Source organism: Gordonia sp. NPDC003504 (assembly GCF_053587995.1).
In genome coordinates, this window is the sequence record NZ_JBSFPC010000004.1 from 256,410 (window position 1) to 281,366 (window position 24,957).

Consider the following 24,957-nt stretch of genomic DNA (forward strand, 5'->3'; position numbering starts at 1 on the left):
GGACCGCGATGACCACCTTCGACAAATCCACTTCCGACAAATCCGGTGCCACAACGGCCGGCACATCCGACGCCGCGACGACGGCGCCCTCGGGATTCGCTCGGATCCCCGGATTCGGCCGTCCCACCGCGCGTTTCGTCCACCGGTGGGCCGTCGCGCTGCTCGTGGCCAACGTCGGGATCGTCGTCACCGGCGGGGCCGTGCGGTTGACCGGATCCGGCCTCGGCTGCCCCACCTGGCCGCAATGCACCGACGGATCGTTCGTGCCGCATCAGGCGCTCGGCTACCACGGGGTGATCGAGTTCGGCAATCGCATGCTCACGTGGGTGTTGATCGCCATCGCCATCGCCACCTGGGTGGCGGTGTGGCGGCAGGCGTCATCGCAACGCCGCAATCGGGTGTTGGTCACCCTGCTCGCGCTGGGTATTCCGTTCCAGGGGGTCGTCGGCGGCATCACGGTGCTCACCGATCTCAACCCGTGGGTGGTGTCGCTGCACTTCCTGCTGTCGATGCTGCTGGTGTCCGGGGCCACCGTCCTGGTGTTCCGCACCACCCCGTATCCGCGGGAACAGTCACCGGCGGGCCTCGCCTCCCGGACCGGGTTGCTGCTGTCGTGGGCGGTGTATGTGGTGACGTGGGTGGCCATCTACCTGGGCACGGTGGTCACCGGATCGGGCCCGCACGCGGGCGACGCCGAGGCCCCCCGCAACGGCCTGACGCCGTCGCAGACCACCCAGCTGCACGCCGACTCGGTGTTCGTGCTCATCGGGCTGGCCGTGGCCGCGGTGGTGGTCACCCGGGTGATGCGACTCCCCCAGTCCCGCGCCGCACTGATCTACGTCGGGCTGCTGGCACTGCAGGGCGTCATCGGAGTGGTGCAGTACAGCACCGACCTGCCGATCGTGCTGGTGTTGCTGCACATGCTCGGAAGCGCGCTTCTCCTGATCGGAGCCACCTGGCTGGTGCTGTGGTTCGGGCAATCCGAGCGGTCGACCGCCGAAAACGTCACACCCGTCCCGGTTCCCTGACACCCGTGCGGCCCAGAGGACGATCCTCGGCGCCGCACGGGTTCGGAGTACGGACGTGTGGTTCTCAGTACGTCAGAGTATCGCCTGGTTACGCGGCTTCGGGAAACGCTTCTGGTGGGCAACCCAACCGGCCATCTGCCGGTAGTGACCGGGCTTGACGTTCGTCGACGAGGTCAGGTCCCGATCCCATTCACCGATCTCGAGTCCGTCGACGGCCTCGACGACGGCGGCGGCGGTGTCGATGTCGTCGACGACGCGGTCACCGAGAATGCCGCCATCCCGACCGACCAGGGTGATGCGGACACCGGCCGCGCCGATCGGCTGCAGGACGGCCGTCGCCGACCCGCCCTCGCGGGCCACGAACTTCCGGATCGAGGAGACGACCTCGCCGGGCAGTGACGCCTTCGGGGCCGGTGCGGCAGGGGCGGATTCGGGCTGGTCGCTCATGGTTGACGAGCATACCGGCGAGCGGGTCACCGGCGACCATCCCCTCGCCGCGAGTGTGAGCGGAGTCGCTGCCCACCCCGAATCCCGCTCTCACCGTGTACTCCGCCGTGTTCATTGGCACAGTTGAGCAATGTCGAGCATCGAGAACACCGACCGCGAGATCCTCACCTGGGAGTTGAACGGGGTGGCCTGCCGGGAACTGGCCCAACAGGTCGCCGACGACGGATTCGTCCCCGACATCATCCTGGGCATCGCCCGGGGCGGGCTCATCCCGGCCGGGGCGATGGCCTACGCCCTCGACTGCAAACTGATGATCTCGCTCAACGTCGCCTTCTACACCGGTGTCGGCGAGACACTCGCCGAACCCGTGATGCTGCCGTCGTTGCTGGAGAGCAGTGGCCTGCACGATCAAAAGGTCCTCGTCGTCGACGACGTCGCCGACTCGGGCAAGACGCTGGCCCTGGTCGATGACTACTGCGAACATCAGGGGCGCGTCGCCGAGGTCCGCAACGCGGTGATCTATCAGAAGCCGCACACGATCACCACACCCGACTACTTCTGGCGAATCACCGACAAGTGGATCAACTTCCCGTGGTCGGTTCAGCCGCCGGTCACCGGAACGGGGCTCGCCGACTCCTGACGGCATCAACCCGGCCCGAACCGGTGGATCCACCCGCGGTGTAGAAACGAGACATGCGAGCAATCGAGGTCACCCGACATGGCGGTCCGGACGTTCTGAGCTATGGCACCGTCGACGATCCGATCCCCGCTCCGGACGAGGTGCTCGTGCGGGTCGCTGCATCGGGAGTGAACTTCATCGACACCTACCTCCGGCGTGGCCTCTACCCGTCCGCGCCGCCGTACATCCCGGGCAGCGAGGGCGCCGGTGACGTCGTCGCCGTCGGAGCCGACGTCACCGACCTCGCCGTCGGTGACCGCGTCTGCTGGTGTGACACCCCGGCGAGCTACGCCGAACTCGTCGCCGTGCGCGCCGCCCGAGCTGTGCGCATCCCCGACGGCGTCTCCGACCAGGTGGCGGGTAGCTCTCTGCTGCGCGGACTGACCGCGCACTACCTGCTCGACGGGAGCGCCCATCCGTCGGCCGGTGACGCGATCCTCGTCCACGCCGGCGCCGGCGGGGTGGGTCTGATCCTCACCCAACTCGCCAAGCGCAAGGGTCTGCACGTCATCACCACGGTGTCCGGCGACGAGAAGGCCGAGCTCTCCGCGGCCGCGGGCGCCGACCACGTATTGCGCTACGGCGACGACCTCGTCGAACGGGTACGCGGACTCACCGACGGTGCAGGTGTTCGCGTCACCTACGACGGGGTGGGCGCCGACACCTTCGATCAGTCGGTCGCGATTACCGGCATCCGCGGCATCGTCGTCCTGTTCGGCGCAGCCAGCGGACCCGTGCCGCCGTTCGATCTGCAGCGTCTCAACGCGGCCGGATCACTGTCGGTGACCCGCCCCACGCTGGCCCATTTCATCGCCGACACCGAAGAACTGCGGTGGCGGGCATCGGAGTACCTCGGGGCCATCGCCGACGGTCTGGAGGTGCGGGTGGGCCAGCATTATCGGCTGGCCGACGCGGCGCAGGCACATACCGATCTGGAGGGGCGGGTAACCACCGGAACCTCGGTCCTGCTGCCGCGCTGAGCAGCTGCCCCGCTGAGCGGTTGTGCGGGCCCGGCCTCATAACAGGTCGGCGATGATCGGCAGGTTGACGACGGCGTCGATCGCGAGGCCGCAGAAGAGCACCGCGAGGTACTCGTTGGATTGCAGGAAGATCTTCAGCGGCGTGACCTCGGCACCGTTGCGGGTGTCGCGGTACAGCTTGTGCACCCGGCTGAGGAACCAGGCACCGGCGAGGACCGCCACCGCGGCGTAGATCCAGCTCGCGGCCGGGATCAGCACCAGCGAGGCGATGACCGTGGCCCAGGTGTAGAACATCATCTGCCGGGTCACATACTCGTCGGAGGCGATGACCGGCAGCATCGGCACGCCGGCGGCCTTGTAGTCCTCGCGGTAACGCATGGCCAGCGCCCACGTGTGTGGGGGCGTCCAGAAGAAGATCACCAGGAAGAGCACGATCGGCTGCCAACTGAGCGACCCGGTGACCGCGGCCCAGCCGACCAGGGTCGGCATGCACCCGGCGGCGCCTCCCCACACCACGTTCTGCCAGGTGCGACGCTTGAGGATCAGGGTGTAGATGCCGACGTAGAAACCGATGGTGGCGGTCACCAGCAGCGCGCTGAGCAGGTTCGCGGCGAAGTACAGCACCAGGAACGACGCCACCCACAGCAGCAGGCCGAACACCAGCGCACTTCGGGTCGCGACCGCACGGCGCGCCAACGGACGGCGGGCGGTGCGGCGCATCTTCTTGTCGATGTCGGCATCGGCCACCATGTTCAGGGTGTTCGCGCTCCCCGCGCCGAGCCACCCACCGATCAGGGTGAAGGCGATGACCGCGATGTCAACGTGGCCGCGGGAGGCCTGCAGCATCACCGGGATGGTGGCCACCAACAGCAACTCGATGACCCGCGGTTTGGTGAGGGCGATGTAGGCCATCACGGTCGCGCGGGCGCGGCCGATCAACGAGGCGCTGTCCGCGCCGACCGGCGCAGTGTCGGCGGAGCCCGTGGTGCCGTGGGAGTTCGTGGTGCCGTGGGAGTCCGTGGTGTCCTCGGCGGTCACCCGAACCTCGTCGGGCGCGCCGTCCCGGGAAGCAGGCCGGCGAGGCGCGGGGCCGTGGGATGCGCTGCCGTGGGAGGAGGTGTACCGGGAGGCGGCGGCGCCTTCTCCGCTCGCACGTTCCCCAATCCTCACGTCCACTCCTCGCCTGCCCTGGCCGTCTGTTGTCCGGGTGATCGCGTCACGCTCCCTGCCCGCAGGTACACGGTGGTCCGGTGGAGAACCGACCTGACGTCTCACGCCTCGTGGCACATCCAGGGCAGTTGTCCGACTCCAGAAATACTGCGCCACGGCTACTACACAGCATGGTAGACCGTGTGGTTCTCGATCGAAGAATTGAGTGTCGTCACCGTCGAGTCCCTCGGGTGCCGGGCACCGGTCCGGTCGGGCCGATTACTCTGGGTCAGGTGAGGCCCTGCCGATGTCCACGCACGCCGGTTCCGATCCCGGTGTGTCGGCGCGTCGGCCCCCGGTCACAGCATCACCGCACCCCCTCGCATGCACCCCGATAGCAACAGGAGACGGCACCACCGTGGCTGACACAGACGAGATCCGCGAACTCACCACCGCGGTTCACCCGCAGGACTGGACCGAAGTCGATTCTCGCGCCGTGGACACCGCGCGTGTCCTCGCCGCGGACGCCGTGCAAAAGTGCGGGAGCGGCCACCCGGGCACCGCGATGAGCCTGGCGCCGCTGGCCTACACGCTGTATCAGCGGGTCATGCGCCACGACCCCGCCGATGTCGAGTGGGTCGGCCGCGACCGGTTCGTCCTGTCCTGTGGACACTCGAGCCTGACCCAGTACATCCAGCTCTATCTCGGTGGTTTCGGGCTGGAGTTGCCCGACCTCGAGGCGTTGCGCACCTGGGAGTCGCTGACCCCCGGCCACCCGGAGTACCGCCACACCCGCGGCGTGGAGATCACCACCGGCCCGCTCGGTCAGGGCCTGGCGTCGGCGGTGGGTATGGCGTATGCCGCCCGATACGAGCGCGGCCTGTTCGATCCCGATGCCGCACCCGGCACCAGCCCGTTCGACCACTTCATCTACGTCATCGCCTCCGACGGTGACATCGAGGAGGGCGTCACCTCCGAGGCCTCCTCGCTGGCCGGCACCCAGGAGCTGGGCAACCTGATCGTCTTCTACGACAGCAACCACATCTCCATCGAGGACGACACGCAGATCGCGCTGACCGAGGACACCGCGAAGCGTTACGACGCCTACGGCTGGCATGTACAGCACGTCGAGGGCGGTGAGAACGTGACCGCCATCGAGGCGGCCATCACCTCGGCCCAGCAGGTGACCGACCGTCCGTCGCTGATCGTGGTCCGCACCATCATCGGCTTCCCCGCCCCGGACAAGATGAACACCGGCGGTATCCACGGCTCGGCGCTGGGCGCCGACGAGGTGGCCGCCACCAAGAAGGTGCTGGGCTTCGACCCGGAGAAGGATTTCGAGGTCGCCGACGAGGTGATCGCGCACACCCGCACGCTCGGCGAGCGTGGCGCCGCCGCCCACGCGGACTGGCAGAAGAGCTTCGACGCCTGGGCCACCGCCAACGCGAACCGCAAGGCACTGTTCGATCGCCTGTACGCGCACGAGTTGCCGGACGGCTGGACCGACGCGCTGCCGACCTGGGAGCCGGGCAGCAAGGCGCTGGCCACCCGCGCTGCGTCGGGCAAGGTCCTCTCGGCGTTGGCGCCGGTGCTGCCCGAACTGTGGGGTGGTTCGGCCGATCTCGCCGGTTCCAACAACACCACGATGGACGGCGCCGACTCCTTCGGCCCGACCTCGATCAGCACCAAGTCCTGGTCGGCCAACCCGTACGGCCGTACCCTGCACTTCGGCATCCGCGAGCACGCGATGGGCTCGATCCTGTCGGGTATCGCGCTGCACGGCCCGACCCGCGCCTATGGCGGGACCTTCCTGCAGTTCGCCGACTACATGCGGCCGGCCGTGCGTCTGGCCGCGCTGATGGAGATCGACCCGATCTACGTGTGGACCCACGACTCGATCGGCCTCGGCGAGGACGGCCCGACCCATCAGCCCGTCGAGCATCTCGCCGCGCTCCGCACCATCCCTCATCTCGACGTGGTGCGGCCCGCCGACGCCAACGAGACCGCGCACGCCTGGCGGCACCTGCTGACCCGCCGGGATCATCCGGTCGGGCTGTGCCTGACCCGTCAGGGTGTCCCGGTCCTCGAGGGCACCTCCTTCGACGGGGTGGCCGCGGGTGCCTACGTCCTCAGCGATCCCGAGAGCGACCCGCAGGTCGTGTTGATCGGCACCGGTTCCGAGGTCCAGCTTGCCGTCGAGGCCGAGAAGATCCTGGCGGACAAGGGAATTGCGGCTCGCGTCGTGTCCATGCCCTGCTTCGAGTGGTTCTTTGAGCAGGACCAGGCATACCGCGATTCGGTGCTGCCGCCGTCGGTGCCCCGCGTCTCGGTCGAAGCGGGAATCGCCATGCCCTGGTACCAGATCGTCGGGGATTCCGGGGCGATCGTGTCGCTGGAGCACTTCGGTGCCTCGGCCGACTACAAGGTGCTCTTCGAGAAGTTCGGAATCACCGCCGACGCTGTCGCCACCGCGGCACAGGGCGTTGTCGCCGGCTGACCTGGCCGGGCGAGAAGTCCACACCCACGAGAACCCAGGAGAGAATCGTGACCCAGAACGCCAAGCTCGCCGAACTGTCCGCCGCCGGGGTATCCGTGTGGCTGGACGACCTGTCCCGTGACCTGATCTCCTCCGGCGGCCTGCAGGAGGTCATCGACACCAAGTCGGTGGTCGGCGTGACCACCAACCCGTCGATCTTCCAGGCCTCCATCTCCTCCACACGCACCTACGACGCCCAGATCGCCGAACTCGCGGCGCGTGACGCCGATGTGGACGCCACCATCCGCACCATCACCACCGATGACGTGCGTGCGGCGTGCGACGTGCTCGCACCGGTGTACACCGCGTCGGGCGGCATCGACGGCCGGGTGTCGATCGAGGTCGATCCGCGTCTGGCACACCAGACCGACACCACCGTCGCCCAGGCCGTCGAGCTGTGGAAGATCGTGGATCGGCCGAACCTGCTGATCAAGATCCCGGCCACCAAGGCGGGCCTGCCCGCGATCACCCGCGTCCTCGCCGAGGGCATCAGCGTCAACGTGACGCTGATCTTCTCCGTCGAGCGCTACCAGGGTGTGATGGAGGCCTACCTCGCCGGCATCGAGGCCGCGGCCGAGGCGGGCCACGACCTGTCCGCGATCCACTCGGTGGCGTCGTTCTTCGTGTCCCGGGTGGACACCGAGATCGACAAGCGCCTCGACGCGATCGGCACCCCGGAGGCCGTCGACCTCAAGGGCAAGGCCGCCCTCGCCAACGCCCGGCTGGCCTACTCGGCGTATCAGCAGGTGTTCGAGGTCGAGTCCCGGTTCCCCGAACTGCTCGCCAAGGGCGCCAACCCGCAGCGTGCGCTGTGGGCATCGACGGGTACCAAGAACGCCGACTACCCCGACACCCTGTACGTGAGTGAGCTCGTCGCGCCGAACACCGTGAACACGATGCCGGGCAAGACGATGGACGCCTTCGCCGATCACGGCTGGGTCAACACCGACTCCATCATCGGGACTGCCGCTGCCTCCCAGGAGACGTTCGACGCCATCGCGGCGCTGGGCATCGATCTCGTCGACGTCTTCGCCGTCCTCGAGGACGAGGGCGTGAGCAAGTTCGAGGATGCGTGGAACGAACTGCTCGACGCCACCTCCGAGCAGCTCTCCGCGGCGAAGAAGGCCTGAACGCGTGGCGTCGTCCTCGCAGAGCCCGACGTGGAAGAACCCGTTACGCGATCCCCGTGACAAACGGCTGCCGCGGATCGCCGGACCGTCGAGTCTGGTGATCTTCGGTGTGACCGGGGACCTGGCCCGCAAGAAACTGATGCCGGCCGTTTACGACCTGGCCAACCGGGGTTTGCTGCCGCCGTCGTTCGCCTTGGTCGGCTTCGCCCGACGCGACTGGGACGACGAGCATTTCTCCACGGTTGTCCATGACGCGGTGCGACAGCACGCCCGGACCGGTTTCCGGGAAGAGGTGTGGGAACGCCTCGCCGAGGGGTTCCGCTTCGTGCACGGTTCCTTCGACGACGACGACGCCTTCCTGCGGTTGAAGCAGACCCTCGCCAAGCTCGATGAGGAGCGCGGCACGGACGGCAATCACGCCTTCTACCTGTCGATCCCGCCGAAGGCCTTCCCGACGGTGTGTGAGCAGTTGCAGCGCAGCGGTCTGGCCACCGAACGGGACGACCACTGGCGCCGGGTGGTGATCGAGAAGCCGTTCGGTCACGACCTGGAGTCGGCGAAGGAACTCAACGCAATCGTCAACGCGGTCTTCCCCGAGTCGTCGGTGTTCCGCATCGACCACTACCTCGGCAAGGAGACGGTGCAGAACATCCTCGCGTTGCGGTTCGCCAACCAGCTCTTCGATCCGCTGTGGAGTTCGCACTACGTCGACCACGTGCAGATCACCATGGCCGAGGACATCGGCCTCGGTGGTCGCGCCGGGTACTACGACGGGATCGGCGCCGCCCGCGACGTCATCCAGAACCATCTGCTGCAGCTGATGGCCCTCGTCGCGATGGAGGAGCCGATCTCCTTCGAGCCCAAACAGTTACAGACCGAGAAGATCAAGGTCCTCTCCGCGACGCGCCACATCCTGCCGCTTGAGGAGAACTCGGCGCGCGGCCAGTACGGGCCCGGATGGCAGGGCAGCGAACAGGTCCCGGGTCTGCAGGACGAGGAGGGGTTCGCCGCCGACTCGACCACCGAGACATACGCCGCCATCGCCCTGGAGGTGGACTCACGGCGGTGGGCCGGGGTCCCGTTCTATCTGCGCACCGGCAAGAGGCTCGGACGTCGGGTCACCGAGATCGCGCTGGTGTTCAAACGCGCACCGCACCTCCCGTTCGACAAGACGATGACCGAGGAACTCAGCCAGAACGCCCTGGTCATCCGGGTGCAACCGGATGAGGGGATCACGCTCCGGTTCGGTTCCAAGGTGCCCGCGTCGAGCATGGAGGTCCGTGACGTGAACATGGACTTCAGTTACGGCACCGCCTTCACCGAGGCGTCGCCGGAGGCCTACGAGCGGCTGATTCTCGACGTGCTCCTCGGCGAACCCTCGCTCTTCCCGGTCAACGACGAGGTCGAACTGTCCTGGAAGATCCTTGATCCCATCCTGGCGAACTGGGCTGAATCGGGTAAGCCGGACTCCTACGAGTCGGGGACATGGGGACCGGCCTCCGCCGAGGAGATGATGGCCCGGGCCGGGCGGGCGTGGCGGCGCCCGTGAACACCACGGATTCGACGCAACCGGGAGGACACCGATGATCATCGACATGCAGGAGACCTCGACCAACGAGGTTGCCAAGAAGATGGTGCAGGTGCGTGAATCCGGCGGCGCGATCAGCCTGGGCCGCGTGCTGACGCTGGTGGTGGTCGCCGAACACGGCGAACCGACCGAGGCCGCGATCGAGGCGGCCGTCGACGCGAGCAGTGAGCACCCGAGCCGGGTGATCGTGTTGGCGTGCGGTAGCCGCAAGGGCGAGTCGCGACTCGACGCGCAGATCCGGGTTGGCGGCGACGCCGGCGCCTCGGAGGTGGTGGTGCTGGCGATGCAGGGCCCGCTCGCCGATCAACCGCACAGCGTGGTCACCCCGTTCCTGTTGCCGGACTGTCCGGTGGTGGTGTGGTGGCCGGGTGCGGCACCGGAGAATCCCGCCCGTGACCCGATGGGCCGGATCGGCAAGCGGCGCATCCTCGATGCCAGCAAATCCGCTCATCCGGACACGGTGCTCGAGCGTCGCCTGGCGACCTACTCCCCCGGCGACACCGACCTGGCGTGGACACAGATCACCCATTGGCGCGCACTTCTCGCCTCGGCCATCGACCGTCCGCCGCACACCCCGGTGCAGTCGGTGGAGGTCACCGGTCCGGGCCACTCCCCCGGGATCGACCTGCTCGCGGGGTGGTTGCACTGGGCGTTGGGCGTGCCGACCACCCGCTCGATCGGCAGCTTCGAGGTGCGGTTGTTCCGCGACGAGGGGGCCACAGTGCTCTCCATCGATCAGAACGGCAACGCCGTCATCTCCGTTCCCGGTAAGCCCGACGGCCGGGTGGCCATGTTGTCACGTGATCTCCCGGTCTACCTGGCCGAGGAGTTGCGTCGACTCGACACCGATGAGGTCTACGAGCTGTCGCTGCGTGGTGCCGTCGAGGTCGCCCGTCAGGGGGCTGCGTGATGACCACGGAGACACTGGTTTTCGAGGACAAGGCCACCCTTGTGAGTACGGCCGCGAGGCGGTTCGTCGATCTCGTCACCACCGCGCAGGCGCAACGAGGTGTCGCGTCGGTGGTCCTGACCGGGGGCAGCAACGGGATCGCGATCCTCGCCGCGCTGGCCTCCGACAGCGGTTCAATCGACTGGTCGATGGTCGACATCTATTGGGGGGACGATCGTTTCGTCCCCGCCGACGATCCGGAACGCAATTACGGCCAGGCCGTCGAGGCGCTGCTCGGCTCGGTTCCGGTCGATCCGTCCCGAGTCCATCCGATGGCCCCGTCGGACGGACCCCTCGGCGACGACATCGAGGCGGCCACGGCAGAGTATGCGGCCACCCTCCTGGCGGCCGCCGGCGGGGGCGTCTCCCCGGCCTTCGACGTGCACCTGCTCGGGATGGGCGGCGAGGGACACATCAATTCCTTGTTCCCGCACACGCCGGCCACTGCGGAAACCGAGAGAACGGTTGTGGCCGTGGCGAATTCGCCGAAGCCACCGCCTCGTCGCATCACCCTGACGCTACCGGTGGTCAACCGTAGCCGGGCGGTGTGGTTCCTGGTCGCCGGCGCCGACAAGGCGCAGGCCGTCGCCGCGGCTCATGCCGGTGCCGATCCCGCCGACTGGCCGTGCGCCGGAGCCCACGGGACCGAGGAGACCGTGTGGTTCCTCGATCGCGCGGCCGCCGCGGATCTGCCCGACTGAGGCGGCTGACGGCTCGGTTCACTCCCACCGGAAGAACCGGACGGACAGGGCGCCGAGGACCACCGACCAGGCGAGCAGTGTCAGAAGATAGGTCCACGAAGGCCATCCGCCCTGCGCCGAATCGGTGAGCGCCGCGACCGAGGCGCCGCTGGGTGTCGCGTCGGAGATGGCGCGAAGCCACTCCGGCATGCTCTGTCGCGGCCACCACAGGCCGGCGAAGAACTGCAGCACGAAGAAAAGCACGGTGCCGGCGGCCGCGGCGACCTTGTTGTTGGCGAACACCGCCGCGATCATCATGCCCAACGAGATCATGGCGGCTGCCGAGAACACGACCGCGATTGCGAATCCGAGGAGGTTTCGCGGTACCGCCGCGCCGACGATGCCAGGCATGACGACGATGAGGACCACGACCGCGATCTCCACCGCGAACGTCAGGATGACCTGCGCGATCAGCAGTGCCGCAGGGGTTGCCGGAGTGGTGCGCAGACGCTTGAGGATGCCGCGCTCCCGATAGCGCGTCAATGTGTCGGGCAGGATCTGCACGCTGAGCATCACGGACGAGAACATCACCAGGATCGGCTGGTAGACGGCGAACCAGCTGTTCCCGTCCAGGTACGCCTGGGGCTCTCGGGTCGCCGGGATCGCACCGAGCACCACCGCCGCGACCACCGGCAACACACCCACCCAGACCACCAGCATCGGGTTGCGGCGCATCAAGCGCGCTTCGCTGATCAGCAGTGGACGCAGGCCACGCAAACCGGCACGAGAATGCGCATGTCCCAGAAGGGGGGTGGCGGCCATGCCTCAGCCCTCCCCTCGGTCGGCCTCGACCTGTCGGCCGTCTTCTCGATCGACCACCGCCACGAACGCATCCTCGAGCCCCGCCTGATCGACCCGTAGCCGCATGGCCCGCGCACCCTGGTCGTTCAACGCCAGCACCACATCGGTGACGACCTCGGCGTCACCGACCACTTCGACATGATCGCCGTTGTCAACGGTGACGCTGTGCACCGACGGCAGGGCACGCAGGACCGATACATCGATCGGCGCACTGGGTGTGAATCGCAGTTTCTGCGTCGCCAACACCCGGAGGCCAATCCGTCGGGGGTGTCGAGTGCGACCACCCGGCCGTGATCGATCACCGCCACCCGATCGCAGAGATGCTGGGCCTCGTCCATGAAGTGTGACACCAGCAGGATCGTGGTGCCCCGATCGCGCAGTTCGCGCAGCACCTCCCAGACCGCGCGTCGTGCCCGCGGATCCAGGCCGGTGGTGAGTTCGTCGAGAATGGCCAGCCTCGGCTGACCGATCAAGGCGAGTGCCACCGACAATCGCTGTTTCTGTCCGCCGGAGAGCCGGTGGAAGTAGGAGTCGCGAACTTCGTCAAGTCCCAGCCTGGTCAGGAGCATCCCGGCGTCGGCGGGGTCGCGGTAGAACTGCGCGAACAGATCCAACGCCTCGACGACCCTGATCTTGTCGGGCAGGAGACCTTCCTGCGGTTGGATACCGACGACCTCACGCATTGCCGTCTGATCATCTGCCGGGTCATATCCCAGCACGTCGACGTCGCCACCGTCGCGGACTCGTAATCCGCCGATGCACTCGACGGCGGTCGTCTTTCCCGATCCGTTGGGCCCGAGCAGGCCGAAGATCTCACCCTCGGCCACCCTGAACGAGATATCCAGCGCACCCACATCTCCCGGATACACCTTGCGCAGGTGACGAACGTTGATCGCTACCTCGGCTGCGGCCGGCACCCCGCCAGTCTATGGCAGCTCAGGTCGCCGCCGCCTTCGCCTTCGCCTCCACCGCGACGAGCGGATCGCCATGTTTGACCGAGACTGCACCCTGGGCGATCTTGGTGACCGAGGCGAACTTCTTGGTGTTCATCACCACGACGGGAGTGATCAGCGGATAGCCCGCGGCCTCGATCACCGCACGGTCGAAGGTGACCAACGGTGTTCCGGCGGTAACCTTCTGGCCCGCCTTCACCTTGACATCGAAGCCCTCACCCTTCAGTTGCACCGTGTCGATACCGACGTGAATGAGCAACTCGATGCCGCCGCCGAGGACCAACCCGAAGGCATGGCCGGTCGGTTGCGCCGCCACCACCATGCAGTCGGCCGGCGCGTAGACGGTGTCGCCGGACGGGATGATCGCGGCGCCGCCGCCCATCGTGCCGCCGGCGAAGGCGGGATCGGGGACCTCGGTCAGGGAGACCACCGTGCCGTCCAGCGGCGAACCGATGTCGGTGACGTCGCCACCACCGGTCGGCTCCTTGAGACTCATTGCGGCAGGGTCGGAAACGGACGTGGCACCGGCCGTGGCCGGGGCGGCGGTCGCCGCCTCCCCGGCCGCCTGCACGCCCAGGGCGGAGTCGTCGAGCGGAACGGCGCCGGGCGTCTCGAGGCCTTTCGCGCGGGCGGCCTCGAATTCGGCCTGCTGTTCGGGGGTGCGATATCCGGCCAGGATCACCAGCACCATGGCCGTGATGAAGGCGGCGGCCACCGCGATCCCGTACAGTCCGATCGGGTCGAAGGCAGGGATCGTCAGCAACGAGGTGAATACGAAGGCGTTCGTCTTCACACCGCCGCCCACGCCGATGATCACACCGCCGACCAGACAGCCCACGAGCATTCGTGGATATATTCGTTTGAACCGCAGGTGGATTCCGTAGAGCGACGGTTCGGAGATGCCGCCGAGCAGGCCCGCCGCGAGGGCACCGGTGGCGGTCTGGCGCATCTGTGAATCACGCTCCCGCCACGACAGGTACAGGACGCCGGCGGTGGCCCCGAAGCAGGCGAAGTTCCACGCGCCCATCGGCCCCTGGATGAAGTCGTATCCCAGCGTCTGGATGTTGATGAGCATGATGGCGTTGATCGGCCAATGCAGTCCCAACGGCACCATGAACGGATAGGCCAGCGGGATGACGATCGCGAAGATCAACGGGGAGAAGTCGTTGATGGACTTGAGCAGATCACCCAGGCCCGCTCCGACGTACACCCCGATCGGGCCGATGATGAACGCGGTCAACGGGATCATGATCAGCATCGCGAAGAACGGCACGAAGATCAGTTGCACGTTGGACGGGATGAGCTTGTTGAGCAGCTTGTACAGCGCACCGAGCACCGCGGCCATCAGCAACGGCGGGAAGACCTGGGAACTGTAGTCGTTGACGGTCAACGGCAGCCCGAAGACATCGATCGTCTTGACCGTGAAACCGAAGATCGTGTGCGTGGTGGCGATGTCGGCGAACCCGGTGTACGCGGGCAGCATCAACACGGCCATGATCGCGAAGCCCACCCAGGGATCGGCGTTGACCTTCTTCGACGCGTTGTAGGCGATCATCAACGGCAGGAACACGAATACGCACTGCCAGCACAGGTTGATGAACGTCCACGACGGACTCAGCGTGACGCCCGGTGCGTTCCAGGACGGGATGACGTCCAACGTCGCCATCAGCGACATGAAGGTGATGAACAGCGACGCGCCGAGCAGTGCACCGAGAATCGGCCGGAACGAGTCGGACAGGTACTCGAACAGGGTGTCCAGCCAGGCGGTCTTGCCGCGTGGCCCCTGGGCGCGCGCCGCCGCCTTGATGTCGGCGTCCGATGGGGCACCGACGGTCGCCATCGCCGGCAGGTCCATGATCTCGTTGTAGATCGTCTGCACGCCACCGCCGATGATCACCTGATAGCCGGTGGTCGCCTGCGGCACCGCTCCCAGCACGCCGTCGATGGCCTCGACCCGGTCCTTGTCGACTCCGGAGTTGTCGTGGAGCTGGAAACGCAATCGCGTCGCACAGTGGGTGAGGCTGGTGATGTTCTCCGGACCGCCGACCGCCGCGACGATCTCCGATGCCGATGTTGGGGACATGTCTGCACCTCGCAGTCCGAGAAACGCTGTTCATACCCGGACGCGGGCGGTCCCCCAGACGTCTGCAACCGGCCCTGTGACAGTAGAGCGCCGCGAGACAGCCCGTGACCTACTTCACCAAAATCGCGGTTGAATCGGCACCGTCGGTGCGCACCACCCGGTGGAAGTGCACCGAGCATGCACGAAGAGCGGAGACACCCGTTGCCGGGCGTCTCCGCTCTTCGTCACCTCTGTGTGGTTCTTCGTCACCTCTGTGTGGTGCGTGTCCTGGCCGGCCCCTAGCCGCTGTTGCGCAGCGCGGTGGCCAATCCGTTCATCGTCAGCTGGATGCCGCGACGGATGCGCGGCTCGTCGTCGCCGGCACGGAACCTGCGCAGCAACTCCACCTGCAGCAGATTCAGCGGCTCCAGATACGGGAAGCGGTTGTACACCGACCGTTTCAGCGCGGCATTGTCGGCCAGCAGATCGTTGGTCTCGGTGATCTTCGCGTACATCGCGATGGTGCGTTCGTGTTCGTCGACGATCATCCCGAACACCTTGTTGCGCAGTTCCTCGTCGGGAACCAGCTGCGCGTAACGATGCGCCAGGCCCATGTCCGATTTCGCCAGGACCTGCGCCATGTTCGACATGACGGTGCGGAAGAACGGCCACTGCTCGTAGTAGCGGCGCAGGGTCGTCAGCCGCGTCTCGTCGTCGCCGATCCACTGCTCGAAGGCCGAACCCGTGCCGTACCAGCCAGGCAGCATCACCCGCGACTGCGTCCACGACAGCACCCACGGTATCGCCCGTAGATCGGAGATCTTCTCGGTCTGCTTCCGCGAGGCAGGACGCGAACCGATGTTGAGCGCACCGATCTCCGACAGCGGGGTCGAGGTCGTGAAGTACTCGACGAAGCCGGGTGTCTCGTGCACGAGTTTGCTGTAGGCCGAGCGCGCCAGTGCGGCGATCTCGTCCATCGCGGTGTAGGCCTCCTCGGACTCGTCGCCGAGGCCCTCCACATCGAGCAGGGACGACTCGATCGTCGCCGCGAGCAGGGTCTCCAGGTTCCGCTCCGCCGTCACCGGCTCGGCGAACTTGGCGGCGATGATCTCGCCCTGTTCGGTCAGTCGCAACGATCCCTGCACCGCACCCGGGGGCTGGGCCAGGATCGCGTCGTAGCTCGGACCGCCGCCACGGCCGACGGTGCCGCCGCGACCGTGGAACAGGCGCAACCGGATCCCGGCCTTCCTCGCCGCCTCGACCAGGTCGAGTTCGCCGCGATACAGCGCCCAGTTGGCAGCCATGTAGCCGCCGTCCTTGTTCGAGTCCGAATAGCCGAGCATCACTTCCTGCATGTCGGCCTGTGAGGCGACCAGATCCCGGTAGAACGGCAGATCCAGTACCGCCAGCAGGGTTTCGGCACCCTGCTGCAGGTCCTCGATGGTCTCGAACAGCGGCACGATCCGCACCGTGGACACCAGCGAACCGGTCTCGTCGATCTCGATCAACCCGGCTTCCTTGAGCAGGATCATCGGTTCGAGCATGTCGCTGACCGAGGTACACATGCTGATGATGTAGTTCGGCACCGCATGCGGACCGAACTTCGCCACCGCCCGCGCGGCGGCACGCACGATCCCGAGCTCCTTGATGGCCAGCTCGCTCAGATCGGCGTCGGGGCTGGTCAGCGGCCGACGTGCGGTCAGTTCGGCGGTGAGGATCTCCACGCGCTCGGCCTCGTCGAGCGACTTGTAGTCCGGATGTACGCCCGCCCAGGCAAGGAGTTCGGCGATGACATCCTCGTGCATGTCCGAGTTCTGTCGCATGTCGAGCCCGGAGAGATGGAAACCGAAGGTGCGCACCGCCTCCCGCAAGGTCAACAGGCGGTCGTCGGCGATGATGTCATCGCCGGTGGACCGCAGGCCCTCATCGATCACGTCGAGATCGGCGAGCAATTCACCGGCGGTGACGTAGGGCTCGGCGCCGTCGAGCAGGAACAGGTCCGACTGCCGCATCACCTCTTCGCCGAACAGTTCGGTGGCCGTGGCGACGAGGCGAGAGCGGATGTGGCGCAGGGCGCGACGGAACGGCTCGTCGGCGGCGGGGTCCTCCCGCCCGACCCCGGCGAGTTCGTAGATCGGGTCATCGGCCGAGATCAGCCGCGTCGACATGCTCAATTCCTGTGCAAGACTGTGTAATTCATTGAGATGATGACCGACTGCGGTACGCGCGGCCAACGTCGTGGCCATCTCCACGATCTCGGCGGTGACGAACGGGTTGCCATCGCGGTCGCCGCCGATCCAGGATCCCATCCGCAGCATCGGCTCGTCGGCGAGACCGGCGTCGGGGTACGCCGCGCGCAGCGACTCCCGCACCCCGGTGTTGATCGTGGGGATCACGTCGAAGAACGCGGCGTCGTAATACCGCAGCCCGGAACGGATCTCGTCCTGGATGGTGAGTCGCTCAAGCCGGATCAGCGCGGTCTGCCACAGCGTGAGGATCTGCCGGCGCAGCCCCTGAATGACCTCGTCGGCCTCCGACGGTGTCAATTCGGTGCGGTCGCGGTAACGCATCAGTTCGGTGATTCGGTTCTGCGCCTCGAACACCGAACGACGACGTGTCTCGGTGGGGTGCGCGGTGATCACCGGGACGACCGTCGCGTCCGCGAGGGACGCCCCCACCTCGGCGTCGGACAGATCGGCGGCGGCGAGTTTCGCGTAGGTCGCTGCCAGGCTGCTGTCCTGCGGTGGGTCGCCGGCGCGCACGTGGATCGCGCGGCGACGCTCCCGGTGGATGTCCTCGGCCAGGTTGGCCAGCAGGGCGAAGTTGCTGAAGGCGCGGATGACCGGCATCGCCTTGTCGAGGTCGAGATCGGTGAACAGGTCGGCCAGTTCGGCCCGATCGATCTCGGCGCGGCGGATCTTGAACGCGGCCACCCGGGCGTTCTCGACCAGATCGAACACATCGGTTCCCGAGTGCTCCCGCACCATGTCGCCCAGGATCCCACCGAGGAGCCTGATGTCCTCCCGGAGAGGCTCGGTGAGCGCACGGCCCTCCTCGTCCACGGTGATGTGGTCGACGATGGGAATCGAGGGACGCCAACCCGGAGCGCCTGCGGACGGGTTCGATTGAGTCATGGGTGCAAGTATTCCGCGTCGACATCACCGTGGCATCTCGGGACAAGCCTCGTCACACAAACGCAAAGTGGCCCGGTTCCCCCAAGTCGGGAGACCGAGCCACGATGACCAGGCCGATCGCGGCCGGTCGAGCAGATCAGACGGAGCAGATCAGGCGGACAGCTTGATGTCGACGCCGATGCCGATGATGAAGATGAACCAGATGAGGCCGACGAAGATGGTCAGTCGGTCGAGGTTGCGCTCGACCACGCTGGATCCGGACAGACTGGACTGCACGCCGCCGCCGAACAGCGACGACAGGCCGCCACCCTTGCCCCGGTGCAGAAGAACCAGGATCACCAGCAGCACGCTGGTGATGATGAGGCCGATATCCAGCACAGTTTCGAGCACGGCGTAGGAATTCCTCTTCGATCGTCGGTGCGCACATCCCCCGCGGATGCACATCTGGGCAGGCCAGATCACCGTCAACGATGACCCGGCCCGCCCAGTGTACGCGTCGGAACTCCCCGTCAGGGCAGCGGGCCGCCCGCGGCGATCGCCGAGAGCGTCGCGAACTCATCGGCCTTGAGCGACGCCCCACCGACCAGAGCCCCGTCGACGTCGGTCTGACCGACGATCTCGCCGACGTTCTTCGAGTTCACCGACCCCCCGTAGAGCACGCGGACCGACGCGGCGGTCGACTCGTCGGCGATCTCCGCCAGCGCTGCTCGCACCGCGGCACACACCTCCTGTGCGTCGGCGGCACTGGCCACCCGCCCTGTGCCGATCGCCCAGACCGGCTCGTAGGCGATGACGACCTTGCCGATGTCCTCGGCCGACAGCCCCGCCAGCGATCCCTTGAGCTGGGTGACGTTGTAGGCCACATGCTCGCCGGACTCGCGGATGTCGAGTCCCTCACCGATGCACACGATCGGGGTCAGACCGTGCTTGAGTGCCGCTTTGGTCTTGGCCAGCACGACCTCGTCGGTCTCGGCGTGCATGGTGCGGCGCTCGGAGTGCCCGACCACCACGAAGGTGCATCCCAGCTTGGCCAGGAACGCCCCACTGATCTCACCGGTGTAGGCACCCGAATCGTGTTCGGACAGATCCTGCGCACCGTAGGTGAGCAGCAACTTGTCGCCGTCGACGACAGTCTGTACCGATCGGATGTCGGTGAACGGCGGGATCACCGTCACGTCGACCTTCTCGAAGTACTTGGCCGGCAACGCAAATGCGATCTTCTGAACCAGCGCGATGCCCTCGAGGTGGTTGAGGTTCATCTTCCAGTTGCCGGCGATCAGGGGTTTGCGGGCGCCGGGAGCCAAGCGAGCGGGCCCTGTTGATTCGCTCATGATTCCAGCACCTTCAGACCGGGGAGTTCCTTGCCCTCCAGGTATTCCAGCGACGCTCCGCCGCCGGTCGAGATGTGTGAGAAGTCGTCGTCGGGGAGCCCGAGGGTCCGCACCGCCGCGGCCGAGTCACCGCCGCCGACCACCGAGAACGCGCCGCCGGCGGTCGCCGCGGCGATCGCCTCGGCCACGCCCTTGGTGCCCGCGGAGAACTTCTCGAACTCGAATACGCCCGACGGGCCGTTCCAGAAGATGGTCTTGGCGCCGGAGAGCAGCGCGGCGAAGCGCTTGACCGACTCGGGACCGATGTCCAGGCCCATCCAGCCGTCGGGGATGGCGTCGACGGCCACCGTGTCGGATTCGGCGTCGGCGGCGAACTTGTCGGCCACCACCACGTCGACCGGCAGGTGGATCACGTCGCCGAACCGCTCCAGCAGGTCCTTGCAGACGTCGATCTGATCCTCCTGCAGCAGCGACGATCCGACCGAATGCCCTTGCGCGGCAAGGAAGGTGAAGGCCATCCCGCCGCCGATCACCAGGGTGTCGACCTTGGGTGCCAGCGCCTCGATGACGCCGAGTTTGTCCGACACCTTGGAGCCGCCGAGAACGACCGCGTACGGACGGTCCGGATCCTCGGTGAGCGTCGAGAGCACCTTCACCTCGGCTGCCACCAGTTCACCCGCGTAGTGCGGGAGCAGCTTGGCGACGTCGTAGACCGAGGCCTGCTTGCGGTGCACCACTCCGAAACCGTCGGACACGAAGGCACCGTCGTCACCCACGAGTTCGACGAGCGCCTTGGCGAGGGATTCCCGTTCGGCCTCGTCCTTTGAGGTCTCCCGCGGATCGAACCGGATGTTCTCCAGCAGCAGCACGTCGCCGTCGGTCAGCCCCTCGGCGCGGGCGAGCGCGTCGGACCCGACCACGTCCGCGGCGAGTTGGACGTTGCGGCCCAGTTCCTCACCGAGGCGCGCGGCCACCGGCGCCAATGAGTACTTCGGATCCGGTTCGCCCTTCGGCCGGCCGAGGTGAGCGGTGATGATCACCTTCGCCCCGGCTTCGATGAGCGCCGTCAGCGTCGGCAGAGAGGCGAGGATGCGGCCCGGATCGGTGATCGTCGATCCGTCCAGCGGGACGTTGAAGTCCGACCGAACCAGCACCCCGCGACCCGAAACGCCTTCGGCCAGAAGGTCTTTCAGAGTGGGTACACCCATTGCAGCGTTACTCCGTTGAGGTTGTGGACGTGTCGATCAGAGCGACTTGCCGACCAGGCCGGACAGGTCCACGAGGCGGTTGGAGTAGCCCCATTCGTTGTCGTACCAGGAGACGGCCTTGACCTGATTGCCGATGACCTTGGTCAGGCCCGCGTCAAACAGCGACGAGTGCGGATCGGTGACGATGTCGCTGGAGACGATCGGTGCGTCGTAGTACTTGAGAATGCCCTTGAGCGGCCCGTCGGCGGCGGCCTTCATGGCGGCATTGATCTCGTCGGCGGTCGCGGACTTCTCCAGGATCGCCGTGAGGTCGGTCACCGAGCCGGTCGGGATCGGCACGCGCAGTGCGTAACCGTCGAGCTTGCCCTTGAGTTCCGGCAGCACCAGGCCGATGGCCTTGGCCGCACCGGTCGAGGTGGGCACCACGTTGATCGCGGCGGCGCGCGCACGGCGCAGATCCTTGTGCGGACCGTCCTGCAGGTTCTGATCCTGGGTGTAGGCGTGCACGGTGGTCATCAGACCGGAGACGATGCCGAACTCGTCGTTGAGAACCTTGGCGAACGGCCCGAGGCAGTTCGTGGTGCACGACGCATTGGAGATGATGTTCTGGCTGCCGTCGTACTTGTCGTCGTTGACGCCCATGACGATGGTGATGTCCTCGCCGCTGGCGGGGGCGGAGATGATGACCTTCTTGGCACCGGCATCGATGTGGCCCTTGGCCTTCTCCGCCGCGGTGAAGATACCGGTCGACTCGACGACGACGTCGACACCGAGGTCTCCCCACGGGAGGGCGGCCGGGCCTTCCTTGACCTCGAGCGCCTTGATGCGCTGGTCGCCGACAACGATGAAATCGCCGTCGAGGGAGACGTCCTGCGGCAGGCGTCCCAGGATGGAATCGAACTTCAGCAGGTGAGCGAGAGTCGCATTGTCAGTGAGGTCGTTGACTGCGACGATCTCGATATCGGTGGTGCCCAAAGCCTTTTGCGCCTCTACGGCACGGAAGAAGTTGCGGCCGATGCGGCCGAATCCGTTGACGCCTACCCGAACAGTCACTTGATCGCTCCTTAGCGTTGGTCTCGGCGAGGACGAGGCGCCCGCGCCGCTCCGGTGGGCCGGTCCGCTCCTGGCAGACCGACGTCACCATCAGCCTAGTGGGACGCCCAATCGATGGCAGCCCGACGGGTCGATTAACGCTGCCCGGCCCGGTGGGGTGATCGCCTGGGTCCGGCGTCGCCTCACTCGTCCTCGAGCAGTTCCGAGGTGACCGCGGACTCGGTGTCCGGGAGGCCCTCGGCGTGTGCCTTCTTGTCCGCCGTCGACAACAACCGCCGAATCCGGCCGGCGACCGCATCCTTGGTCATCGGCGGGTCGGCGAGCTGGCCCAGTTCCTCCAGCGACGCCTGTCGGTGTGTGATCCGCAGATGTCCGGCCGCGGCGAGATGGTCGGGCACCTCGTCGCCGAGGATCTCCAGGGCCCGTTCCACCCGGGCGGCCGCGGCCACCGCGGCCCGCGCCGAACGACGCAGGTTCGCGTCGTCGAAGTTGGCGAGCCGGTTGGCCGTCGCGCGCACCTCACGGCGCATCCGTCGCTCTTCCCAGATCAGCCGGGTGTCGTGGGCACCCATCCGGGTGAGCAGCGCCCCGATGGCCTCGCCGTCGCGGATCACCACGCGGTCGGCCCCGCGGACCTCCCGGGCCTTGGCCGACACCCCGAGACGTCGGGCGGCACCGACGAGCGCCAGCGCCGACTCCGGTCCGGGGCAACTCACCTCCAGCGCCGAGGAACGTCCCGGCTCGGTCAGTGAGCCGTGCGCCAAAAACGCTCCGCGCCAGGCGGCCTCGGCATCGGCGACGCTGCCGCCGACCACCTGGGCGGGTAGCCCGCGAACCGGCCGGCCGCGCAGGTCGAGCAGTCCCGTCTGTCGGGCCAGACCTTCGCCGTCGTTGGTGACCCGCACGATGTAGCGGGCGGTCTTGCGCAGACCTCCGCCTCGCAGGACGTGCACCTCGGAGGTGTGTCCGTACAGATCGTGGATCTCGCGACGGAGGCGCCGGGCGACGTTGCCCATGTCGACCTCGGCTTCGACGACCACGCGACCACCGACGATGTGCAGTCCTCCCGCGAATCGCAGTAATGCCGACACCTCGGCCTTACGCGGGTTCACCTGCGTCACGGTGAGCCGACTCAACTCGTCCTTCACCGCAGCAGTCATCGCCACCGGTCCCTGGCCTCCTGTCATCGACTCACACCCACACCGGCCGCACTCACGACCGCCCCCCGTATTGCCGCCCGCCCCCGCATTCTCGTCCGCACAGCCTATCGGCTGAGTTCACGTAAGCACAGTTGCTTCACCAGGGCAGCGACTTTGACCGGGTCATGGACGTGGCGTCCCGGCACGGCGAGATCACCCACGTCCACGGTCGCGCCGAACTGTGCCGCCGCACGTTCGAGGTGTTCCCGCTCCCGGCCGGCCGGCACCGAGGCCTCGTCCACGACGACGTGATCGATCCGCAGCGTATCGGCATGTGCATGCAACACGTGCAGGTGCCGCTCCACCGAGAAACCGGGCGTCTCGCCCGGCTCGGGCGCCAGGTTGACGAACAGGATCTTGCGGGAGTTGCTGCGCCGCAACGCATCCAATTGATCAGGAACCAGCACATGCGGGATCACGCTGGAAAACCAGGACCCCGGGCCGAGTACCACCAGATCTGCCTCGTCGATCGCGGCCAGTGCCGGTTCACACGCAGGCGGATCGTTGGGTATCAGCCGCACCCGACGTACCTTGCCCGGTGTGGTGGCAACCGCGACCTGCCCACGGATCACTCGCGAGATCCGCGGATCCGATTCCAATCCCGAGACATCCGCCTCGATCTCGAGTGGCACCGCCGACATCGGCAGGACGCGGCCGCCCACGTCGAACACCCGCATCATCTCATCGAGCGCGGTCACCGGGTCGCCGAGAACTTCGGTCAGCCCGGCCAGCAACAGGTTGCCCACCGGGTGACCTGCCAGCGCCCCGTAGCCACCGAACCGGTGCTGCAGTGCCTCCGCCCACAATTCGTGCCGGCGCCGACCCTCGGCCCGATCACCGTCCGACGACATCTCCTCGAGTGCTGCGGGGGCGCACATCAGGGCCGCGATCGCCATCCGCAGATCGCCCGGCGGGATCACGCCCAACTCGCCACGCAGCCGCCCCGATGAGCCGCCGTCATCGGCGACGGTGACCACGGCGGTGATATCGGGACTCAGGTAGCGCATCGCCGTCAACGTCGCATACAGGCCGTGCCCGCCGCCGAGCGCGGCGATCTTCATCGACGTCATTCGCGTCCCAGATCCCGATGCATCACCCGGACGTCGTAGCGGGCCGCGCCGCCGTCGTCGGCCAACGCCCGAAGATGGCGGGCCAACTCCTCGGCAATGGCCACGCTGCGGTGCTTGCCACCCGTGCATCCGATACCGATCGTCATGTAACGCTTACCTTCTCGCAGATAGCCCTTGCCCACCACACCGATCAACTCGGTGTAGAGATCGACAAATCGTCCGGCTTCCTCCTGACCGAGGACATAGTCGCGGACCGGCGCGTCGCGGCCGTTGAGTTCACGGAGTTCGGCGACCCAGTACGGGTTGGGCAGGAACCTGACGTCGGCGACCAGGTCGGAGTCGATCGGGAGACCGTACTTGAATCCGAAGGACTGCACCGCCACGCTCAACCTGGAGTTGGCGTCGTGCGGATACGAGTCCTCCACCACCTCACGCAGTTTCGCCACGGTCAGCGAGGAGGTCTCGACGACGAGGTCGGCGGTGTCCTTGATCGGCGCCAGGATCACCCGCTCCCGCGCGATGCCCTCGATCAGGGTTTCACTGCCCTGCAGGGGATGTCGGCGACGAACCTGTTCGAATCGGCGGACCAACACCTGATCGGAGGCGTCGAGAAACAGCACCCGCGTCTGCGTTCCCGATTCCTCGAGTACCGAACGCAGGGAACGAACCTCATCGCCGAGCGATGAATCGGTGGCGCGCAGCACCATCGCCAGACGCAGGATGGGCGGGTCGCTGTCACGCACGACGTCGACCATCGTCGAGATCAGCGCCGGCGGCACGTTGTCGGCGACGTACCAGCCGTCGTCCTCGAGCACATTGGCCACCGTCGAACGCCCCGCGCCCGACATGCCGGCCACGAACAACACCATCAGGGAGTCGCCGTCGTCGTTGCTCATGGATACTCCACTCACTCGCTGGTG

Annotated in this window: 21 protein-coding genes; 8 read left to right on the forward strand and 13 right to left on the reverse strand. The window is 67.0% G+C overall.

The annotated features are described in order from the left end of the window. The first annotated feature begins 8 nt into the window (after positions 1 to 8). The gene (locus tag ACWDPV_RS10555; protein ID WP_449742909.1) at positions 9 to 1,028 is read left to right on the forward strand and encodes a COX15/CtaA family protein; all 1,020 of its coding nucleotides are present in this window, start codon (positions 9 to 11) and stop codon (positions 1,026 to 1,028) included. 72 nt (positions 1,029 to 1,100) lie between these two features. Here the strand turns inward: ACWDPV_RS10555 and ACWDPV_RS10560 are convergent, their stop codons facing one another. After that, positions 1,101 to 1,475, reverse strand: coding sequence for a hypothetical protein (locus tag ACWDPV_RS10560; protein ID WP_449742910.1), 375 nt, complete (start codon positions 1,473 to 1,475; stop codon positions 1,101 to 1,103). Positions 1,476 to 1,605: 130 nt separating this feature from the next. On the opposite strand from ACWDPV_RS10560, the gene ACWDPV_RS10565 reads away from it, so the two are divergent. Further along, positions 1,606 to 2,115 carry a phosphoribosyltransferase gene (locus ACWDPV_RS10565; RefSeq protein WP_348803735.1) on the forward strand — a complete coding sequence of 170 codons (510 nt, stop codon included), beginning with the start codon at positions 1,606 to 1,608 and terminating at the stop codon, positions 2,113 to 2,115. A gap of 53 nt (positions 2,116 to 2,168) precedes the next feature. Beyond that, entirely contained in the window at positions 2,169 to 3,134 is a 966-nt protein-coding gene (locus tag ACWDPV_RS10570; protein WP_449742911.1) for a quinone oxidoreductase family protein, read from the forward strand. 36 nt (positions 3,135 to 3,170) lie between these two features. Here ACWDPV_RS10570 and ACWDPV_RS10575 read toward each other — a convergent pair whose 3' ends face one another. Continuing rightward, complete coding sequence (locus ACWDPV_RS10575; protein ID WP_449743000.1) at positions 3,171 to 4,073, reverse strand: heme o synthase; 903 nt, start codon at positions 4,071 to 4,073, stop codon at positions 3,171 to 3,173. 628 nt (positions 4,074 to 4,701) lie between these two features. On the opposite strand from ACWDPV_RS10575, the gene tkt reads away from it, so the two are divergent. Genes tkt through pgl form a run of 5 tightly spaced genes read left to right on the forward strand, consistent with a single transcriptional unit; the run spans position 4,702 to position 11,187 of the window. Further along, a complete protein-coding gene (gene tkt / locus ACWDPV_RS10580; RefSeq protein ID WP_449742912.1) occupies positions 4,702 to 6,780 on the forward strand; it encodes a transketolase in 2,079 nt (692 codons plus the stop codon). A 47-nt stretch (positions 6,781 to 6,827) separates the two neighbouring features. Continuing rightward, positions 6,828 to 7,949 carry a transaldolase gene (tal, locus tag ACWDPV_RS10585; protein WP_449742913.1) on the forward strand — a complete coding sequence of 374 codons (1,122 nt, stop codon included), beginning with the start codon at positions 6,828 to 6,830 and terminating at the stop codon, positions 7,947 to 7,949. Continuing rightward, the gene (gene zwf, locus ACWDPV_RS10590) at positions 7,888 to 9,498 is read left to right on the forward strand and encodes a glucose-6-phosphate dehydrogenase (protein WP_449742914.1); all 1,611 of its coding nucleotides are present in this window, start codon (positions 7,888 to 7,890) and stop codon (positions 9,496 to 9,498) included. The genes tal and zwf overlap by 62 nt, the downstream gene beginning before the upstream one ends. Before the next feature lie 34 nt (positions 9,499 to 9,532). Continuing rightward, a complete protein-coding gene (locus ACWDPV_RS10595; RefSeq protein WP_449742915.1) occupies positions 9,533 to 10,447 on the forward strand; it encodes a glucose-6-phosphate dehydrogenase assembly protein OpcA in 915 nt (304 codons plus the stop codon). Then, complete coding sequence (gene pgl, locus ACWDPV_RS10600) at positions 10,447 to 11,187, forward strand: 6-phosphogluconolactonase (RefSeq protein WP_449742916.1); 741 nt, start codon at positions 10,447 to 10,449, stop codon at positions 11,185 to 11,187. The genes ACWDPV_RS10595 and pgl overlap by 1 nt, the downstream gene beginning before the upstream one ends. 18 nt (positions 11,188 to 11,205) lie before the next feature. Here pgl and ACWDPV_RS10605 read toward each other — a convergent pair whose 3' ends face one another. From ACWDPV_RS10605 to rapZ, 11 genes are all read right to left on the reverse strand, one after another. Continuing rightward, the gene (locus ACWDPV_RS10605) at positions 11,206 to 11,988 is read right to left on the reverse strand and encodes an ABC transporter permease (protein ID WP_449742917.1); all 783 of its coding nucleotides are present in this window, start codon (positions 11,986 to 11,988) and stop codon (positions 11,206 to 11,208) included. A 125-nt stretch (positions 11,989 to 12,113) separates the two neighbouring features. After that, positions 12,114 to 12,944 (reverse strand): ABC transporter ATP-binding protein, encoded by an 831-nt coding sequence (locus tag ACWDPV_RS10610; RefSeq protein ID WP_449742918.1) that lies wholly within the window; start codon positions 12,942 to 12,944, stop codon positions 12,114 to 12,116. A 19-nt stretch (positions 12,945 to 12,963) separates the two neighbouring features. Next, complete coding sequence (locus ACWDPV_RS10615; RefSeq protein ID WP_449742919.1) at positions 12,964 to 15,063, reverse strand: glucose PTS transporter subunit IIA; 2,100 nt, start codon at positions 15,061 to 15,063, stop codon at positions 12,964 to 12,966. A gap of 278 nt (positions 15,064 to 15,341) precedes the next feature. Continuing rightward, positions 15,342 to 18,176 (reverse strand): phosphoenolpyruvate carboxylase, encoded by a 2,835-nt coding sequence (gene ppc, locus ACWDPV_RS10620; protein WP_449742920.1) that lies wholly within the window; start codon positions 18,174 to 18,176, stop codon positions 15,342 to 15,344. Positions 18,177 to 18,326: 150 nt separating this feature from the next. Next, complete coding sequence (gene secG / locus ACWDPV_RS10625; protein ID WP_348803724.1) at positions 18,327 to 18,566, reverse strand: preprotein translocase subunit SecG; 240 nt, start codon at positions 18,564 to 18,566, stop codon at positions 18,327 to 18,329. 119 nt (positions 18,567 to 18,685) lie between these two features. Next, positions 18,686 to 19,507: a triose-phosphate isomerase gene (gene tpiA, locus ACWDPV_RS10630; RefSeq protein WP_449742921.1), complete on the reverse strand. Its 822-nt coding sequence runs from the start codon at positions 19,505 to 19,507 to the stop codon at positions 18,686 to 18,688. Next, positions 19,504 to 20,715, reverse strand: a complete 1,212-nt coding sequence (locus ACWDPV_RS10635; RefSeq protein ID WP_449742922.1) for a phosphoglycerate kinase — start codon at positions 20,713 to 20,715, stop codon at positions 19,504 to 19,506. Before ACWDPV_RS10635 ends, tpiA begins: the two co-directional genes overlap by 4 nt. A 36-nt stretch (positions 20,716 to 20,751) precedes the next feature. Continuing rightward, positions 20,752 to 21,768, reverse strand: coding sequence for a type I glyceraldehyde-3-phosphate dehydrogenase (gap, locus tag ACWDPV_RS10640; RefSeq protein WP_348803722.1), 1,017 nt, complete (start codon positions 21,766 to 21,768; stop codon positions 20,752 to 20,754). Positions 21,769 to 21,950: 182 nt separating this feature from the next. Next, positions 21,951 to 22,928, reverse strand: a complete 978-nt coding sequence (whiA, locus tag ACWDPV_RS10645; protein WP_449743001.1) for a DNA-binding protein WhiA — start codon at positions 22,926 to 22,928, stop codon at positions 21,951 to 21,953. 104 nt (positions 22,929 to 23,032) lie between these two features. Further along, positions 23,033 to 24,037 (reverse strand): gluconeogenesis factor YvcK family protein, encoded by a 1,005-nt coding sequence (locus ACWDPV_RS10650; RefSeq protein ID WP_449742923.1) that lies wholly within the window; start codon positions 24,035 to 24,037, stop codon positions 23,033 to 23,035. After that, the gene (gene rapZ, locus ACWDPV_RS10655; RefSeq protein WP_449742924.1) at positions 24,034 to 24,933 is read right to left on the reverse strand and encodes an RNase adapter RapZ; all 900 of its coding nucleotides are present in this window, start codon (positions 24,931 to 24,933) and stop codon (positions 24,034 to 24,036) included. Before rapZ ends, ACWDPV_RS10650 begins: the two co-directional genes overlap by 4 nt. Positions 24,934 to 24,957 lie beyond the last annotated feature (24 nt).

Bases quoted from the DNA above. Each gene is read 5' to 3' on its own strand.
- ACWDPV_RS10555 (WP_449742909.1), top strand. From the start codon at position 9: ATGACCACCTTCGACAAATCCACTTCCGACAAATCCGGTGCCACAACG.
- ACWDPV_RS10560 (WP_449742910.1), bottom strand. From the start codon at position 1,475: ATGAGCGACCAGCCCGAATCCGCCCCTGCCGCACCGGCCCCGAAGGCG.
- ACWDPV_RS10565 (WP_348803735.1), top strand. From the start codon at position 1,606: ATGTCGAGCATCGAGAACACCGACCGCGAGATCCTCACCTGGGAGTTG.
- ACWDPV_RS10570 (WP_449742911.1), top strand. From the start codon at position 2,169: ATGCGAGCAATCGAGGTCACCCGACATGGCGGTCCGGACGTTCTGAGC.
- zwf (WP_449742914.1), top strand. From the start codon at position 7,888: ATGCGTGGAACGAACTGCTCGACGCCACCTCCGAGCAGCTCTCCGCGG.
- ACWDPV_RS10595 (WP_449742915.1), top strand. From the start codon at position 9,533: ATGATCATCGACATGCAGGAGACCTCGACCAACGAGGTTGCCAAGAAG.
- pgl (WP_449742916.1), top strand. From the start codon at position 10,447: ATGACCACGGAGACACTGGTTTTCGAGGACAAGGCCACCCTTGTGAGT.
- ACWDPV_RS10605 (WP_449742917.1), bottom strand. From the start codon at position 11,988: ATGGCCGCCACCCCCCTTCTGGGACATGCGCATTCTCGTGCCGGTTTG.
- ACWDPV_RS10615 (WP_449742919.1), bottom strand. From the start codon at position 15,063: ATGTCCCCAACATCGGCATCGGAGATCGTCGCGGCGGTCGGCGGTCCG.
- ppc (WP_449742920.1), bottom strand. From the start codon at position 18,176: ATGACTCAATCGAACCCGTCCGCAGGCGCTCCGGGTTGGCGTCCCTCG.
- tpiA (WP_449742921.1), bottom strand. From the start codon at position 19,507: ATGAGCGAATCAACAGGGCCCGCTCGCTTGGCTCCCGGCGCCCGCAAA.
- ACWDPV_RS10635 (WP_449742922.1), bottom strand. From the start codon at position 20,715: ATGGGTGTACCCACTCTGAAAGACCTTCTGGCCGAAGGCGTTTCGGGT.
- whiA (WP_449743001.1), bottom strand. From the start codon at position 22,928: ATGACTGCTGCGGTGAAGGACGAGTTGAGTCGGCTCACCGTGACGCAG.
- ACWDPV_RS10650 (WP_449742923.1), bottom strand. From the start codon at position 24,037: ATGACGTCGATGAAGATCGCCGCGCTCGGCGGCGGGCACGGCCTGTAT.
- rapZ (WP_449742924.1), bottom strand. From the start codon at position 24,933: ATGAGCAACGACGACGGCGACTCCCTGATGGTGTTGTTCGTGGCCGGC.